Origin of the sequence: Mycobacterium sp. (genome assembly GCF_049280035.1) — a bacterium.
Taxonomy (GTDB): domain Bacteria; phylum Actinomycetota; class Actinomycetes; order Mycobacteriales; family Mycobacteriaceae; genus Mycobacterium.
In genome coordinates, this window is sequence record NZ_JBAPPI010000650.1 from 1 (window position 1) to 14,884 (window position 14,884).

Here is a 14,884-nt window from a genome sequence, read left to right on the forward strand (position 1 = left end):
GCACAGATCTGGCTCGGCATCATCGACGACCAATTCGGACTCTGACTGCGCGGCAACCGAATTCGAGAGGACGAGTCATGGTGAGCGCTGATCGCGCCCGTTCCCGCACGTTCGTCGTCACAGGTGCGGCGTCTGGCATCGGGCTGGCCACCGCCGAGCGCCTGCTAGCCGAAGGCGGCAGCGTCGTCGGCGCCGATCTTGCCGCCCCACCCGACCTCGGCCCTGACTTCCGGTTCGTGACGGCCGATGTGACTGACGAAGCCGCGATCGCGGCGGTGCTGGCCGCCGTACCCGACCGGCTCGACGGTGTGGTCCATGCCGCAGGCGTTGCCGGCGGCGGCCCGGTCCATCTGCTGGACCGCGCCGAATGGGAACGGGTGATCACGATCAACCTCACCGGGACGTTCCTAGTCGCCAAGGCGGCCCTGGCCAAAATGATCGACCAACCGCGAGTCGACGGCGAGCGGGGCTCGATCGTGACGCTGGCAAGCATCGAGGGCCTGGAAGGCACGGCGGGCGGGAGCGCCTACAACGCCTCCAAGGGCGGCGTCGTGTTACTCACCAAGAACATTGCGCTCGACTACGGCCCGAGCGGTATCCGGGCAAACGCCATTTGCCCCGGCTTCATCGAAACGCCGATGACCGGCAGCGTTTTCGGCTTGCCGGGAATGGAGGGTCCGAAGGCCTCGATCACCGAGGAGCATGCGCTGCAACGGATGGGGCTGCCGGAAGAGATCGCCGCCACGGCGGCTTTCTTGGTATCTCCCGACGCGTCGTTCATCAGCGGTCAGGCTATAGCCGTCGACGGTGGCTACACGGCCGGCCGTGATCACGGTGTGGTTCAGCTTTTCGGGCTTCCCCGATGAGCTAGGTCGAATTCGACTCTCTCAGAACCGGAATGACGGAGCTGGGAAGTTGAAGTGCGGGAACACGGGCGTCCGCGGAAACATCGGCCCTGGCATGCTCGGGAATCGAGGGCCCGGCATCATGGGGAATCGGGGACCTTGCGGGAACCCAGGACCTTGCGGGAACCGGGGACCTTGCGGGAATCGGGGACCGTCCGGAAATCGAGGGCCTTGCGGGAACTGGGGGCCTTGCGGGAACTGGGGACCTTGCGGGAACTGGGGACCTTGCGGGAACCGAGGGCCTTCGGGAGCCGGGAAATTCATTGGCGGCTGGGACATCTGCCCACGCAACGGCGGGAATGGCGTGCGATTCGGTGGGCTCGGCGCTCGCAAGAGCGGCCTGGGAACTGCCAGATTCAGCCGAGGCTGATCAAACGGGACGCGGACAGGTGGCGCCGGAGTCCCCGCGTGCAGTGGCACCGGGATCGGCACCGGCACGGGTGCGGCAAGGATCGGTACGGGCACGGGTGCGATCGGCGCGGGAGCCGGCAGGTGTAGTGGCGGCGGCGCCGCATGAACCACCAGCGGGTGCGGCAGCGGAACCAGTGGCGCCGCCGGTGGTGCGGGCGCCACCACGGCCGGGGCGATGAGCGCTTGACCGGGAGTAGGCCGTAACGCGACCGCGGGCCGGATACCCAGTGCCAGCGCAATCTCCAGCGCCAACGCGGCGCTGACAACAACGACCGCCAACGCGCTACCGACCAGCAGCATCGGTCGACGCCGCAGGTTGGCCTCGAAGTCGTCCTGCGCGGCGGACTCGGCCATATTCACGACGCCGGTTTGCGCATCGGCGTCCTGGTCGGGGACCGCGCTGTAGGCGAGATCATCTTCGCGCAGCCGCGCGCCGGCGCAATGCACGGGCACCTCGAGGTAACCGGGCGAGACCGCGTACGGGTCCACTTCACCGGTGCCGGGATCTTGCGCGTATGCCAAAGCGGCGGTGGAGGATGCGAACAGCGGCGCGTTGGCCGATGCCAGCGCCGCTCCGCGGGCCAGCGCCATGTCCGGCTCCTCGGGTGCACTGACCGGAAGGTACGACGCCGCCTCCAGCGTCGGTTTGATCGGCGCGATATCTACGTCGCAGCCGACAATGAACAACCCTTCCGCGGGTGTCTTCGGCCCGTCGAGTCCAGCGATCATCGCGACCAATTCGGGAACCAGATAAGCGCTACGTAGCGGACGGCGAAGCACATCGGTGACCGAGCCGTCGGTCGAGTTGACGACAGCCAGCGTGGCGGTGTCCGGTTCAACAAACAGCATCGCAATGTGCTTGTAACCGATTGCCTGGCCTACGGTTTGGGCTAGCGCGGCGGCGGCCAAAAACGCCGACACCAGCATCACGTTCTCGACCTTGCGGGCGGCCAGCGCGGTCGCGAGCGCGGCGGCATCGCTGGGCTGGGTCCAGGTCACTCCGGTCGACGTCAACTGGTGGCCGCCGCGTCCGGCTCCTTCGCGAGTACCGAGGATGGCAGCGATTACCTGGTCGGGTGCGCTCAGCGTTGCCGGGTCGTTGGCATCGTTGGCACGGAAGCGATCCTCATCGACGGTGACACCGTCGGCGTTTTCTCCTTCGACCACCACCATGCGGATTGTTGCGGGAGCCATCGCTACCCCGAGGACAATGTCCAATAGGCCTCCAAGCTCTTCGCCAGCTACTCCGAATTACTTCGCCGCGGCGGCTCGTGACGTTACAACTTGCGCACGCCGCTAGGGCTCGCCGTCGTCTTCGTCGTCTCGGAGCAGTTTCTCCGGGTGATGGAAGGTGTTGGTTCTTGGCTGGCCGTGATCAAGGTGCGGTGGCGGAATCCACGCGGTGACACCGTCTTTGCCTATTCGGGTTTTCCAGCCCTGTTCCGCGAGCTTGTGGTGCGATCCGCAGGCGAGTGTCAGATGGTGAATGTTGGTTTCGCGGCTTTTTGCCCAGGGGATGACGTGGTGAACTTCGGTAAAGTAGGCAGACACGTCACAGCCTGGATGCGAGCACCCACGATCCTTGGCATGCAAGACAATCCGCTGTGCGGCTGAGGCGATGCGCTTACGGTGATACAGCGCCAGCGCTCGGCCCTCGTCGAAGATCGCCAAGTAATGATGAGCATGGCTGGCCAAGCGGATCACGTCGGGCATCGGCAGCAGCGAGCCGCCGCCGGTGAGCGCCTTGCCGCAACCCGTCTCCAACTCCTTCAAGGTTGTGGTGACGATGATGCTGGCCGGTAACCCATTGTGCTGGCCGAGCTTTCCGCTGCACAACACCGCGCGCAGCGCAGCGTTGAGCGCATCATGGTTGCGTTGACCTTCGCTGCGGGTGTCGGTTTGAATCGCGTCCTGGCTGGGTGTGCCGTCTACACACGGAGTGGCGTCGGCCGGGTTGCACATCCCCGGACCTGCCAGACGGGCCAGCACGGCCTCAAGGCTTGCGCGGGCCTCCGGTGTCAGGTAGCCCCCGATAGGGCTCATACCGTCGATGTCTTGCTTGCCCAAGATCAGGCTGCGCCGCCGCGCTCGGTCCTCGTCGGTGAAATGACCGTCTGGGTTGAGGCAGTCGGCCAGCTTGTCAGCTAGCTTGGCCAACTCGTCGGGACGAAACTTGGTGCCTTGGCGAGCTAGTTTGGCCTCAGCCTGTTGCTGCGTCGTGAGATCTACCCAACTCGGCAGCTGCTCGCAAAACCGACGGATCACATTCACGTGTCCAGCGCCGATCTCGCCAGCGCGCTGCTGGGCGGCGGTGGCTTCTAATCGCGGCGGCAGCGGTTCACCGGCGATCGACTGGCGCGGCCCCAAGTCCGCTGCCTCCCGGATGCGTCGACCGGCCTCGCCGCGGCTGATCCGCAGTCGATTGGCCAACGCATGACCCAGCTTGCCGCCCAGCTCTGCTTCGTCGGCTTGCTGCCCCAGCTGGTTGATCAAGGCATGTCCGGGTACCGGCAGCCGACGGATTTCACGCTCGAGCCGTTCCAACATGGCCAGACATTCGGGTGTGGTCAACACATCGAAGAAGTGGCCGAGCAGGCGCGACACCACCTCGTGCAGATCGTCGAACGTCTCGACGATCTCCTCCCGGCTACTCGAACGCATGTTCTAAAGCTATCTGAGATGTGCGACGGCGGCCATCCCATCAGCCGGTAGCTCTGGATAAAACCTCAACTGTGGATAGAACAATCGCCGTGGGGTAACCGTTAGTCCCTACGAACCGTTGACAGCGACTTACCGTTCGTGCAAACTTACCGAGTGCCTGCTTCGGTCGACGCCGTGTTGGATGCACTGGGGGATCGCACCCGGCGCACCATTCTGGAACGGCTCTCAGCCGGTCCGATTGCCGTCGGGGTATTGGCCGATCAGTTGCCGGTGTCCCGGCCCGCGGTATCCCAGCACCTACGGGTGCTGAAAGACGCTGAGCTCGTCGTCGAATCAGTGGCCGGCACCCGCCGGCTCTACCGCATCGATAGCTCGGGGTTACGCGTTGTGCGCGAGTATTTCGACCGCTTCTGGGAGACCGCGCTGGACAACTTCGCGATTCTCGCCGAAGCCGAAGCCCGCGACGACGCCCGCAAACGCGGCAGCAGGATCCGTCGCACCAAGAAGGGGTGATGTAGACCGATGGATACCGAATCCAATTCCGCTGTAGAGGTTTTTCGGTCGATGAGTGTGCCGCTGCCACAGGCCCGGGCGTTCGAGTTGTTTACCACACGGATGACCGAGTTCTGGCCGAAGGAACACTCGATTGGTGTATCCGAGCTGGCCGAGGTGGTGATCGAACCCCGAAGCGGCGGACGCTGGCTCGAACGCGGCGTAGACGGCGGCGAATGTCAGTGGGGTCGGGTGGCTGCCTGGGAGCCGCCGCAAAAAGTGGTGTTGCTCTGGCAGATTGGTGCTGACTGGCAATTCGATCCGGAGTTCGAGACCGAGATCGAGGTGACCTTCACAGAGGAGGGCCCGGACCGCTGCCGACTGGATCTTCGGCATCGCAACCTGCAGCGCTACGGTGACAACACCGACCAGATGCGAGCGATCTTCGACGACCCCGCGGGCTGGACCGGCACGCTGGCCGGATTCGTCGACCTCGCCGGCGCGCAAGCCAAACAGGGTCACTGAGGCTGTGATTGGGGATGCAGGACAAATCCACGATGCAGATGGCGTGCGAGGAACGCGAAGACTTCGCCGACTTTCTCGATGGACTGTCGCCGGAGCAGTGGGAGCAGCCGAGCTTGTGCGAGCTATGGCGAGTGCGCGATGTCGTCGCCCACGTGATCAGCTATGAGGAGCTCAGCCGTTGGCAGCTGGTGTGCCGCTTCGCCAAAGGTGGGCTCGTGCCCCCGCGCGTCAACGCAATCGGTGTTACCGAGTACGTCGGACGCTCACCCCGGCAGCTCAGCGAGCTGATGCGAACGTGCATCCCGCCACGCGGACTGACGTCGGCGTTCGGCGGAATGATCGCCTTGGTAGACGGCATGATCCACCAGCAAGATGTCCGGCGACCCCTCGGTATTGGGCGGGTCATCCCGCCGCATCGCTTGCAGCGGGTTCTCGACATCGCGTTGCGCTCACCGGCGACACGCGGTGCCCGGAAAGCCCGGGGCGTGCGCCTGATTGCCACCGACTTGGACTGGGTTTACGGCGATGGACTCGAGGTGGCCGGTCCGGGAGAAGCCATCTTGATGGCCATGGCCGGACGGCCCGACGCGCTAAATCAGCTGAGCGGGCCCGGGAAAGCAGTTCTGGCCCAACGCATCTAAGCGGGGCAGAAGCTTACCAGTCGGCCGGGTCGAACACCGACAGCGCGGCCTCGACGTTCTCATCGACCGGCAGCAGCTCGCTGAGGCCGCAAGCGGCGACCATCCGGGAGACAACCGGCTGATTGCTGACAAGTCGCAGCTGGACGCCACGCTGGCGGCAGTGCTCGGCCTCCTCGGCCAGCGCGGCGTAGGCGCAGCACCCCATGAAGTCCAGGCCGCCGGTGTCCACTACCAGCGGTCCCGGTGGGCCTGCGGCGGCGGCGGCCTCACTCAGGAGGCGGCGCCAGGTGCCTTCGTTGGAGGCGTCCAGTTCGCCCCCGGCGCTGACGATCACAGCCAAGCCGATGCGCTCGGTGGTCATCCGTAGCGTGCTCCTGGCCTGTGCCAGCTCGGAGATCAGACGACTGCTCAGCATGAGGTGATTGCAGGATGGTTCTGCGATGACAAAAGTGCCCATGTGGTGCTCCTAATCGGCGGACGCTTGGCGTCGCGATTTGGGATGCCCGCCCTGCAATGCTGAAGACCGACGTCGATTAGTAGATCTCAGATTTATAACAGAAACGCGATAGGTTTGTCCATAGAACGGTGCCTAAGAATATGCTGAGGCCCGTTCGGGCCGCGATCGCTGCGCGGGCTGTTCGGCGAATAGCGGGTCCGGCTGCTGCGCGGTTCGTCCCGGTGTCGTCGCCAGTCGCGGCCGCACCGCATCCTTAGCTGAAATAGATTGATATAGCAGGCTTTTAGCGCACGGTCGGTACCGCCCGACAAGGATGATGCACCGGTAATCGGTGCGCTCATACCGCACCTTTGGCAAAGGGTCAAATACGCAAGCGCGAGAATTTCTCAGCCGATTTTGACCGGTTACAAAAAACAAAGGAATATTTAACAAGATACGTGCAAACGGCGCCGACGAGCCGAGGAAATAACGTCGATATTCAGGCGCTCGGGTGGCCGGATTCGCTAGAGTGCTCGGCCCCGAGTTCGGCGATCGCGCGGGATGCACGCTCGCGCAGCAAGACTGCTGCGATCACCCCACACACGACAGCGACGACCAATGCAACCCAGGAGAAGCGGGTCAGCCATCGTTCGGCGGCCACGCCCGCGTAGTAGACCAGAGCGGTGGTGCCGCCCGCCCAACAGATCCCGCCCGAAACGTTGGCGACCAAAAACCTTGCGTAGCGCATCTTCAGCGCACCGGCCAGTGGCCCGGCGAGGATCCGCAGCAAGGCGATGAAACGGCCTAAGAACACCGCGCGCGCGCCCCAGCGGTCAAACAGCCGCTCGGCAAACAGCACATGTCCGGGGCCGAAGTGGTTGGGGAAGCGCCGACCTAATCGGTCGAACAGCGGCAGGCCGAGCCGGCGGCCGATGGCGTAGCCGGTCGAGTCGCCGATCACTGCGCCGAGCACCGCGGCAGTACCGACGCCGATCGGGTTGACCGCCAGCTCATGCCGCGACGACAACAGTGCGGCGCTGACGAGAACGATCTCGCCCGGCAGCGGGACACCCAGGCTTTCGATCCCGACCACTCCGCCGACCACCAGGTAAACCGTGAGCGGGGGGATCGACTGCAACAGGGCATCCACTGTCATGGGTTAAGAATGCCCGACCCGTCCGCAAGGTGCTGTGGTAACTCGCTCCTACCCGCGGATCAAGCCGACGTCAGGCGGCGCGGGACATGATCTGCTCGCGGCGTTTCGGCGCCCATTCCGTCATGTTGACTCTGCCTTCTGTGTCGCACGCCACCAGCAGCAGAGCCGCGTCCGGAATAGCGATGAGCCCGTAGTCGCAGGTCTCCTGTTGGCCGGTCATGACCCAGGCCAGCACGCCGTCCGCCGGTACCGAGAACTCGCGGAGTTGCATGGCGCCCGACTCGCCTGCGGTCGCCACACCGATTGCGTCGGCGTTGCATTTGGAAACGGCGGCAAAGCCATTCCACACCACGTCGTGATCATTCAGGTGTTTGCTGTACACGTCGGCCGATTCGGCGTAGATCGCTGAGGTGCCGAATGTGTAGGCCGACTCGGCATGGTCGGATGATCCGGCGGGCCGCAGCGGAGAGTCCTTGAACAACACCGCGGCCGCACACTCCGGTGGACGCACACTGGTGAAAAACGTGTCGCCAACTTCGGCCGGTATCGCCGGACCGAGCGGCGTCTGCTCACCCTCGCGCAGCAACAGATCTCGCGCCGAAACCGGCGGGCGGGTGGGCTTTGTCGCCGAACCGGACGGTTGTGGCGGATGGCCGCCCGCTGCGACCGGCTGTCCGGTCACCGAGGTGGTGCAGGCGGCCAGTATCGCCGCGATGCCGAGCAGTGCCGCAGCCGCCCGGCCGTTGCGCCGCCGGATCATGACTTGGTAAGACCTCCTGGTCGTACCGTATCGCAGGTACGGTTTCTGTCATGCAGAAAAAGGCGCCCCGGGCGGTCGGCGCGTCGGCTACCGATTCACTTGCCCCGCAGTACCCGATCGAGTCGGTCGACAAGGCGTTGAAGCTGCTGCTGCTGTTGGGGGAGCAGCCCGAGATCCGGTTGAGCGAGGCCACCCGGTATCTGGGTGTGGCGTCGTCGACCGCGCACCGGTTGCTGGCGATGCTGGCTTACCGCGGTTTCGTCCGCCAGGACCCCGCGTCGAAAGCGTATCTGCCGGGTCCGGCCTTGACCGGTGTGGCGTTTGCGATCTTCGGCCGCATCGACATAGCCGGAACCGTCACGCCGATCATGCGCGGCCTGTCCGAACGCCTGCGCGAGACGGTGCATGTCGGGATGCTCGACGGCGGCGCAGTGCGTTTCGTTGCAGCAGTGGAGGGCCCCACCGCGGTGCGGGTGGCGTCCCGGCTGGGCCGCACCATGCCGGCACATTGCACGTCGACGGGCAAGGCCATGCTGGCCCAGTTACCGCAAGCAGAATTACATCAGCTGCTGCCCGACGAGAACTTGGAGACCATCACCGACCGGTCGATCGGCAGCCGCGCCAAATTGGAAGCCGAGCTTTCCCGGATACGTGAACAGGGCTACGCCGTCAACCGCGAGGAGAGCGAAGAAGGCGTCGCGTCGGTGGCGGTTCCGATCCCGACCCAGGCGCCGGGGCTGCGGTTGGCGCTGAACGCCGCGGCTCCGCAGCACCGGCTCAGCCGCTCGCAGTACGGGACGGTCGCAGCCGCACTTACCGAGGCGGCCAAGGAGATTGGCGATCAGCTGGGTTGATCAAACCGCGCGACTTCACTGCGCCACGCTGCGTCGGTGGTGAAAGCGGGCCCTAAATCGGGGAGCTCCTGCCAGTCCGCGTCGTCGATATCCCGCAGCGTCCCGCCGGCCGCGCGAATCTGCAGCGACATCCGGGCCAGCGCATCGAGGCTGATCGCTTGCAGCACAGTCTGCTGGACGGTGGGGGCTGCGCTGGTGATGCCGTGACCACGGCAGATCACCACCGGTGCGCTGCCCATCGCCGCCGCCATTTCCTTACCCAGCCTGGTGTTTCGGATCAGCACCGCGCGTTCATAGACCGGCACGCCGCCGCGAGCGAGCCATCCCCCGGGAATGTCATAGGCCCCGTAGATCGGCCGGATCGTGATGCCGGCGAGATCGGCGGCGACGACGGCGGGCGGGTGCAAATGCGCCACCGCCCGATGCTGTGGGTCGGCCAGCATGGTTTCGATGTGGATCGGAAGTTCGTTGGGAACCCGATACCCGTCCAATTCTCCGGGGGCGCCTGCGCTGCCGTCGAATTCGATGAGCCGGACATCGGTGGGCCGAGTGAACGCCACGCCGGTGTCGGTGTCGCTGCGGCATCGGACCAGCAGCCGTTCGTCGTCCACCCGCAGACTCAGATGGCCCAGGATGCCGTCGACCAATCCACGCCCCGCGGCGACCCGACAGGCCTGCGCGACCAGCGCGCGTTGCTCATCGAGCATTGCGCCGCTCCTCCCCTTCGCTTCGCTCTGCATCGTCGCCGGCGCGGAGCGTCACGATTGCACTCCAAGCCCGAATCCGCCGTCGGGATGGACGGTTTCGCCGGTGATCCCGCGGGAGCGGTCGGAGGCCAAGAACACGAAACTCCAGGCGTGATCTTCGGGGGTGAGGGCAACGTTCAGCGGCGTGCGCGCCTCCAGATCGCGGGCGCGGTTGGGGGTGTCATCGAGGCGGGTGCTGTGCTGTGCCAGCGCGCTCAGGCCGCGCAGATCGGTGTTCAGCGTGCCCCCAGGCGCCACACCGTTGACCCGGATCTGCGGGGCCAGCTCGTGGGCCAGCGTGCTGACCAGTCCGCGCACTGCGAACTTCGACGACACGTACAGCACCCCGCCACGTCCGGGATAAAACGACGATGCCGATTCAGCCAGCACAATCGAGGATCCGGTCTCAGCCTGCAGCGCCGGAACGGCTGCTTTGACTGATTGCAGATGGCTCAGCACGTTGGTCCGAAACATCTCGTCGAACGCTGACGGAAGGTCCTCGGCGTCGATGTCACCGATTCCCTTGTAGAAGTCGAAGATTCCGACGCAGTTCACCAGCGTGTCGAGTCCGTCGAAGGCTTCCACCGCGGTGGCGACGGCCAGCTCGTTGGCTGCGCGAGTGGTCGCATCGCCTTCGATGACCGGCACCTTCTTGAATTTGCTCCGCAGCGCGTCGCATTTGTCTGGATCCCGCTCGAGCACAGCAACTTTCGCATCTTCATCACGGAAGGCATCGACGACGGCCCTGCCGATGCCGGAGCCGCCGCCGACGACAAGGGCCCGCTTGCCGTCCAGCCACCCGCTCACGGCTCGACGCCGTCGTCGGGCAGCAGCGCGGCGCCGGCGTTACCGACCATCGCGGCCAGCGTGCGGGCGTTCTGCCGGGTCAGCGCCTCGACCTCGAGCGCGTCCAGGCTGATCCATCGACCGGATTTGGGCGCGCAGATCAGCAGTCGCGATCCGTTGCGGGTATCGACGCGGCGCACCACGACTTCGGTGAATTCGTTTGCCACCGTGAGCGGTTCGCCCACCGCGCCGTCGAGCAAGTCCATCAGGCCATCGTTCACAGGAATACCGCCAGGTTCTGCATCCTTAACACCGACTCGTCGACGAGGATGGTGCGGCGGGCGAGTTTGAGTTGATCACCGCACCGCCGCAACACGTCCTGGCGGCCGCAGGACACCAGTGCGGCCTCGTTGACGTCGCCACGGCTGCGGAACAGCAGTTCCGCGGATTCGGCCACGAGGTGTCCGTCATCCGCACAGGCGAACGTGCGCACGTTGGTGATGTAGTGGCGCATCCGCGAAGGCGGATCCTCGGTCCAGGCATGCTCGGTGGCGAATCGGGCAACCCGCCGGCTCAGCGAGTACTTGTCTTCGTCGAAATGCGCCATCCCCGGCGAGGTGTCGAACCCCGCGCCCAAAGCGGTGGTGACCCGCACCGGCATCAGGTAACGAATGTCGTCGGTGAGGGTGTCCAACCAGGCCTCGTACTGCTGGGCGTCGAGCAGATAGGCTTCGTCGACCAAGAACTGATGGGCCTGCAGGTGTCGATTGTCGTTGAACGGCAGCGGCTTTCCTGTGGGCGTTAACAGCTCTGTAGTGGTCATATCGTCGCCGCCGTCCCGAGGGCGGTGATGGCGGTGGACACCGGCGGCATCTCCAAATGGTCTGCCCACAACCGAAGTAGCGCGCGCTGATTGTGTTCGTTGTAGCCGACCTGGGCGTGCCCGGGCCCGTGAAACGATCCGGAAGGCAGCGGGTCGACGACCGGGCGGTCGTCGGAAAGCAAACCCATCCGGCTATTGAGCAGCAGCCGTCGTGCCATTGCGCCGCCGGCGGTGTTGGTCAACGACACCCAGTTCTCCACATCGTCCTGTTCGAACATCCCCGTCGATCCGAAGCACATCAGATAGGCCTTGTAGGAGTTCTTTTTGTACTCCGGCGGGGCAGCGGAGTCCACTGCGAACCACGAGCACACCTCGGTTTCGTTCTCGCTGATCGGCTGCCACAGCCGAATCGAGATGAACGGCAAGACATCGTCGTCGTCGGCGCTGTCAAGCACCTTGGGCCAGTTGTGCACGAAACTGAGGTTCGGGAAACACGATGCGGCCGAGATCATGAACCCGTCCTCGCCGACCAGTTGCTGTTGCTGCTGCGTCCAGACGTGTTTGATCCGGTCGATCATCTCCTCGGGGTAACCGACGTAACGCATGCGTTGTTCGAAGTTGCCCGGCGGAAGCTTGTAGGTGGTTCCACCGCCACACTGCGCCCAGTAGGTGGCCCCGTCCTTGCGTTTCTGCGCCTTCGGTTCCCGGAAAAGGCCGATCTCGACGATTGACGCATGCGTTTGCGGAGTGTGGTACATGTCCCCGGCGAAGTTCTCGGCGCCGATCTTCCAGTTGGCCTTGATTCGCCAGCGCTGTGGACCGCGGACCTCCAGTCCGCCGCGGCTCTGTTTGGTGTAGAAGTCCAGATAGAACCGGAAGTCGCCGAGGAAGTCCTCCAGCGGTTGCGCGCACGGGTCCATGTTGATGAAAAGCAGGCCGTTGTAGCTCGCGAGGTTCGGTGCCGGAAGTAGGGTTTGGCTACTCTTTTTGAACCCGTCGTCGCCCCCGTAAGCCTCCCGATGGAATGGCAGACCGGTTAGCCGACCGTCGTTGCGGTAGGTCCAGCCGTGGTAGGGGCACCGGAAGTTGGAGGCGTTGCCCATCTCCGCGCGGCAAACCTGCATGCCACGGTGCAGGCACATATTAAACAAAGCTCGTACATGTCCATTCCCATCGCGGGTGATGATGAAGGAGTCGTCGAGCACTCGGCGTACCACGTAGTCGCCGTCTTGCGGGATTTCGGATTCGTGTGCGACGAACAGCCAGGCCCGGCTGAAAAGACGCTCTTTTTCCCGCTCGAACAGCTCTCGGTCGTTGTAGATGTGCGCAGGGATCATTCCGCGCCGAACGTTACCGAGGACGTTATCGAGGGAACTGCGGTGATCGGCCATACGACCTCCAAGCTCGCCCGCGGGTTATCTGTATTACAGAGGATAGCTCTGCTGAATAGAGAATGCCGGAGGCCGACGGCGTGGTCAACACCCAGGGCAGAAAGTCGATGCGGCGGGCTCTGTAGAACCCGCTAGCCCGGGCGCCGCGACAATCGAAACCCGTTCAGCGGCGTCCGATTCCGGCCATCATCAGCGGTGTCTGCACTCGCCTGTCCTCGGCAAATCGGGCGGCCGCCCAATCGGCGTCTTCGCGCGAGAGCAGGCCGGCACCCACCACGGCGTCGCGCAGGCTCTCAAACGACAGCCTGAAGAAGTCGAAGCCGGGGGAGCGGGAGTCGATGATCAGGGTGCGGCCCTCGCCGCGGACGTCGGTCAGCCCGGCGGCGGCCATCTCGGCAACAACGCGGCGGCCGTACCGGGGCTCGAATCCGGCCTGCTGCATGAACGTGATGATGGCCTCGGCCACGCGGTCGAACCGCGGATCGTCGTCCTCGAAGCCCAACCCGGTCCAGTCGTAGTCCTCGATGACCATCCACCCGCCGGGGCGCAGCGTGGCCGCCAGGCGGTCCAGAATTTGTCGGCGCTCAGTCAGGTGCTCGAGCACTAACCGGGCGTGCACCAAGTCGAACTCGCGTTGCGGTAGCTCGTCGGTCCGGATGTCTACCTGCCGGACCTCGACCGCGTCGCCGGCGAGTGGCTCGACGAAACGGGTGTCGATATCGATCGCGAGCACCGTGGCGCCGCGACCGGCCATCCAATCCACCAGCGAGCCGCCGCCGGCACCGACTTCCAGGCACCGCCAGCCTGCACCGATGCCGAGGCCGTCGAGAAGCTGTCGGCTTCCCGGATCCCACAGGCTCTCGATGCCCGCCAGGCGCGCCCGCTCCTGCAAGAACCCCTGGTCGTAGATGTAGTCACGCGGCATGGCACCACACTATGGCGCATCCGCAGTGGAAATCCCGCGAAGGCGGTTGAGGGTAGCCGATTTTCGCGTAGCGTCAGGTTTGATGAAGGCTGCAGCAGAGCCGGCCCGCGCCGTTTCGCAACACGCGATCAGCGCGCAGATCGCCCGCATCGCGGCCGACTACCAGGGAAAAGATGAGCCGCAGCCGTTACTGGACTACCCGCCATATCGCAGCAGCAGGCTGCGCCACCCGAAGTCTGCGTTCGTCTGCATCGACCCGGACGAGGTCGAATGCTGGGCGCCGTGCTTCGGGCGCCCGGATGTCGACCCCCTGGACGCCGACCTCACCGCCGGCCACCCTGGGGAGCCCATCGGGGAGCGCATCATCGTGACCGGCCGGCTGCTCGACGCGACGGGTAAGCCGGTGGCGGACCAACTCGTGGAGATCTGGCAAGCCAACGCTGCCGGCCGTTACACCCACCAACTCGACCAGCACCCGGCGCCGATTGATCCGAACTTCACCGGGGTGGGCCGTTGCCTGACCGGGCCGGACGGAACGTATCGCTTCCTTACCATCAAGCCGGGTCCCTACCCATGGCGGAACCACCAAAATGCCTGGCGGCCAGCGCACATTCACTTCTCGGTGTTCGGAACTGCTTTCACCCAGCGTCTGGTCACCCAGATGTATTTCCCCGGCGATCCGTTGTTTGGTTTGGACCCGATATACCAGTCCATCGTGGATCCCGTTGCCCGCCAACGGTTGATCGCGACCTATGACCATGATCTGACTAAACCCGAGTTTGCGACCGGCTACCGGTGGGACATCGTGGTCGCCGGCGGTCGACGAACCTGGACCGAGCCAAACGGTGCTCATGGCTGAATTAGCTTGCACCCCAGGGCAAACAGTCGGGCCATTTTTTCATTGCGCCTTGCCGTACGTCGACGACAACCAGCTGGTCGGCGATGCGCAATCCGGTGCCATCCGGTTGCACGGGACGGTTTACGACGGTGCCGGTGATGCCGTGCCCGACGCCCTGGTCGAGTTGTGGCAGCGCGGAGCCGATGGCCGCATCATCCGACAGGAGGGCTCGCGGCGGCGCGGGGGAGAGACGTTTACCGGCTGGGGCCGATGCGCAACCGACGCCGCTGGTCACTACAGCTTCACTACGTTGGCACCCGGCGCGCCGGCCGGACGACCGGCGTTCTTCGCGATCACCGTCTTTGCCCGTGGACTGCTGAACCGGGTTTTCACCCGCGCCTACCTGCCGGATGTCGACCTGGACGCTGATCGGCTGTTGAACGCTCTGGACGGCACCCGACGACAAACCCTGATCTGCGCGGCCGAAAAGAGCGGATACCGCTTCGATATTCACCTTCAGGGCCGTTGCGAGAC

18 protein-coding genes are annotated in these 14,884 nt (G+C 64.8%); 7 read left to right on the forward strand and 11 right to left on the reverse strand.

Going from position 1 to position 14,884, the window contains the following annotated elements:
* Nucleotides 1–77: 77 nt before the first annotated feature.
* Nucleotides 78–866, forward strand: coding sequence for an SDR family NAD(P)-dependent oxidoreductase (locus WAN71_RS20835; protein ID WP_422227146.1), 789 nt, complete (start codon nucleotides 78–80; stop codon nucleotides 864–866).
* A 21-nt stretch (nucleotides 867–887) separates the two neighbouring features.
* Here WAN71_RS20835 and WAN71_RS20840 read toward each other — a convergent pair whose 3' ends face one another.
* Both WAN71_RS20840 and WAN71_RS20845 read right to left on the reverse strand, forming a co-directional pair.
* Nucleotides 888–2,534, reverse strand: coding sequence for a DUF7159 family protein (locus WAN71_RS20840; RefSeq protein ID WP_422227147.1), 1,647 nt, complete (start codon nucleotides 2,532–2,534; stop codon nucleotides 888–890).
* A 78-nt stretch (nucleotides 2,535–2,612) separates the two neighbouring features.
* Nucleotides 2,613–3,977, reverse strand: coding sequence for an HNH endonuclease signature motif containing protein (locus WAN71_RS20845; RefSeq protein ID WP_422227148.1), 1,365 nt, complete (start codon nucleotides 3,975–3,977; stop codon nucleotides 2,613–2,615).
* Nucleotides 3,978–4,115: 138 nt separating this feature from the next.
* On the opposite strand from WAN71_RS20845, the gene WAN71_RS20850 reads away from it, so the two are divergent.
* The 3 genes from WAN71_RS20850 to WAN71_RS20860 are packed head-to-tail and all read left to right on the forward strand — an operon-like array spanning nucleotide 4,116 to nucleotide 5,635.
* On the forward strand, nucleotides 4,116–4,490 hold the full coding sequence (locus WAN71_RS20850; protein ID WP_422227149.1) for an ArsR/SmtB family transcription factor: 375 nt from the start codon (nucleotides 4,116–4,118) through the stop codon (nucleotides 4,488–4,490).
* 51 nt (nucleotides 4,491–4,541) lie between these two features.
* Complete coding sequence (locus WAN71_RS20855; RefSeq protein WP_422227150.1) at nucleotides 4,542–4,994, forward strand: SRPBCC family protein; 453 nt, start codon at nucleotides 4,542–4,544, stop codon at nucleotides 4,992–4,994.
* Between the two features lie 32 nt (nucleotides 4,995–5,026).
* The gene (locus WAN71_RS20860; protein ID WP_422227163.1) at nucleotides 5,027–5,635 is read left to right on the forward strand and encodes a maleylpyruvate isomerase family mycothiol-dependent enzyme; all 609 of its coding nucleotides are present in this window, start codon (nucleotides 5,027–5,029) and stop codon (nucleotides 5,633–5,635) included.
* 13 nt (nucleotides 5,636–5,648) lie between these two features.
* On the opposite strand, the gene WAN71_RS20865 is transcribed toward WAN71_RS20860, so the two are convergent.
* The 3 genes from WAN71_RS20865 to WAN71_RS20875 all read right to left on the reverse strand — a co-directional run bounded on the left by WAN71_RS20865 (nucleotide 5,649) and on the right by WAN71_RS20875 (nucleotide 7,987).
* Nucleotides 5,649–6,092 carry an anti-sigma factor antagonist gene (locus WAN71_RS20865; protein ID WP_422227151.1) on the reverse strand — a complete coding sequence of 148 codons (444 nt, stop codon included), beginning with the start codon at nucleotides 6,090–6,092 and terminating at the stop codon, nucleotides 5,649–5,651.
* A 478-nt stretch (nucleotides 6,093–6,570) separates the two neighbouring features.
* Nucleotides 6,571–7,227, reverse strand: coding sequence for a DedA family protein (locus WAN71_RS20870; protein ID WP_422227152.1), 657 nt, complete (start codon nucleotides 7,225–7,227; stop codon nucleotides 6,571–6,573).
* A 70-nt stretch (nucleotides 7,228–7,297) separates the two neighbouring features.
* On the reverse strand, nucleotides 7,298–7,987 hold the full coding sequence (locus WAN71_RS20875) for a hypothetical protein (RefSeq protein ID WP_422227153.1): 690 nt from the start codon (nucleotides 7,985–7,987) through the stop codon (nucleotides 7,298–7,300).
* 50 nt (nucleotides 7,988–8,037) lie between these two features.
* Here WAN71_RS20875 and WAN71_RS20880 point away from each other — a divergent pair, with 50 nt between their 5' ends.
* Nucleotides 8,038–8,841 carry an IclR family transcriptional regulator gene (locus tag WAN71_RS20880; RefSeq protein WP_422227154.1) on the forward strand — a complete coding sequence of 268 codons (804 nt, stop codon included), beginning with the start codon at nucleotides 8,038–8,040 and terminating at the stop codon, nucleotides 8,839–8,841.
* Here WAN71_RS20880 and WAN71_RS20885 read toward each other — a convergent pair.
* The 6 genes from WAN71_RS20885 to WAN71_RS20910 form a co-directional block, all read right to left on the reverse strand.
* Nucleotides 8,829–9,548, reverse strand: a complete 720-nt coding sequence (locus WAN71_RS20885) for a class II aldolase/adducin family protein (protein WP_422227155.1) — start codon at nucleotides 9,546–9,548, stop codon at nucleotides 8,829–8,831. The two genes, WAN71_RS20880 and WAN71_RS20885, sit on opposite strands and share 13 nt — an antisense overlap.
* Before the next feature lie 51 nt (nucleotides 9,549–9,599).
* A complete protein-coding gene (gene hcaB, locus WAN71_RS20890; RefSeq protein ID WP_422227156.1) occupies nucleotides 9,600–10,394 on the reverse strand; it encodes a 3-(cis-5,6-dihydroxycyclohexa-1,3-dien-1-yl)propanoate dehydrogenase in 795 nt (264 codons plus the stop codon).
* Nucleotides 10,391–10,639, reverse strand: a complete 249-nt coding sequence (locus WAN71_RS20895; protein WP_422227157.1) for a dihydrodiol dehydrogenase — start codon at nucleotides 10,637–10,639, stop codon at nucleotides 10,391–10,393. Before WAN71_RS20895 ends, hcaB begins: the two co-directional genes overlap by 4 nt.
* An 11-nt stretch (nucleotides 10,640–10,650) precedes the next feature.
* Nucleotides 10,651–11,196, reverse strand: a complete 546-nt coding sequence (locus tag WAN71_RS20900; protein ID WP_422227158.1) for a 3-phenylpropionate/cinnamic acid dioxygenase subunit beta — start codon at nucleotides 11,194–11,196, stop codon at nucleotides 10,651–10,653.
* Nucleotides 11,193–12,587: an aromatic ring-hydroxylating dioxygenase subunit alpha gene (locus WAN71_RS20905; RefSeq protein ID WP_422227159.1), complete on the reverse strand. Its 1,395-nt coding sequence runs from the start codon at nucleotides 12,585–12,587 to the stop codon at nucleotides 11,193–11,195. Before WAN71_RS20905 ends, WAN71_RS20900 begins: the two co-directional genes overlap by 4 nt.
* Before the next feature lie 163 nt (nucleotides 12,588–12,750).
* Nucleotides 12,751–13,512, reverse strand: a complete 762-nt coding sequence (locus WAN71_RS20910) for a class I SAM-dependent methyltransferase (protein WP_422227160.1) — start codon at nucleotides 13,510–13,512, stop codon at nucleotides 12,751–12,753.
* Between the two features lie 82 nt (nucleotides 13,513–13,594).
* Between WAN71_RS20910 and pcaH the strand changes: the two genes are divergently transcribed.
* Nucleotides 13,595–14,371, forward strand: coding sequence for a protocatechuate 3,4-dioxygenase subunit beta (pcaH, locus tag WAN71_RS20915; protein ID WP_422227161.1), 777 nt, complete (start codon nucleotides 13,595–13,597; stop codon nucleotides 14,369–14,371).
* A partial coding sequence (gene pcaG / locus WAN71_RS20920; protein WP_422227162.1) for a protocatechuate 3,4-dioxygenase subunit alpha occupies nucleotides 14,364–14,884 on the forward strand: 521 nt, incomplete at its 3' end. The genes pcaH and pcaG, both read left to right, overlap by 8 nt.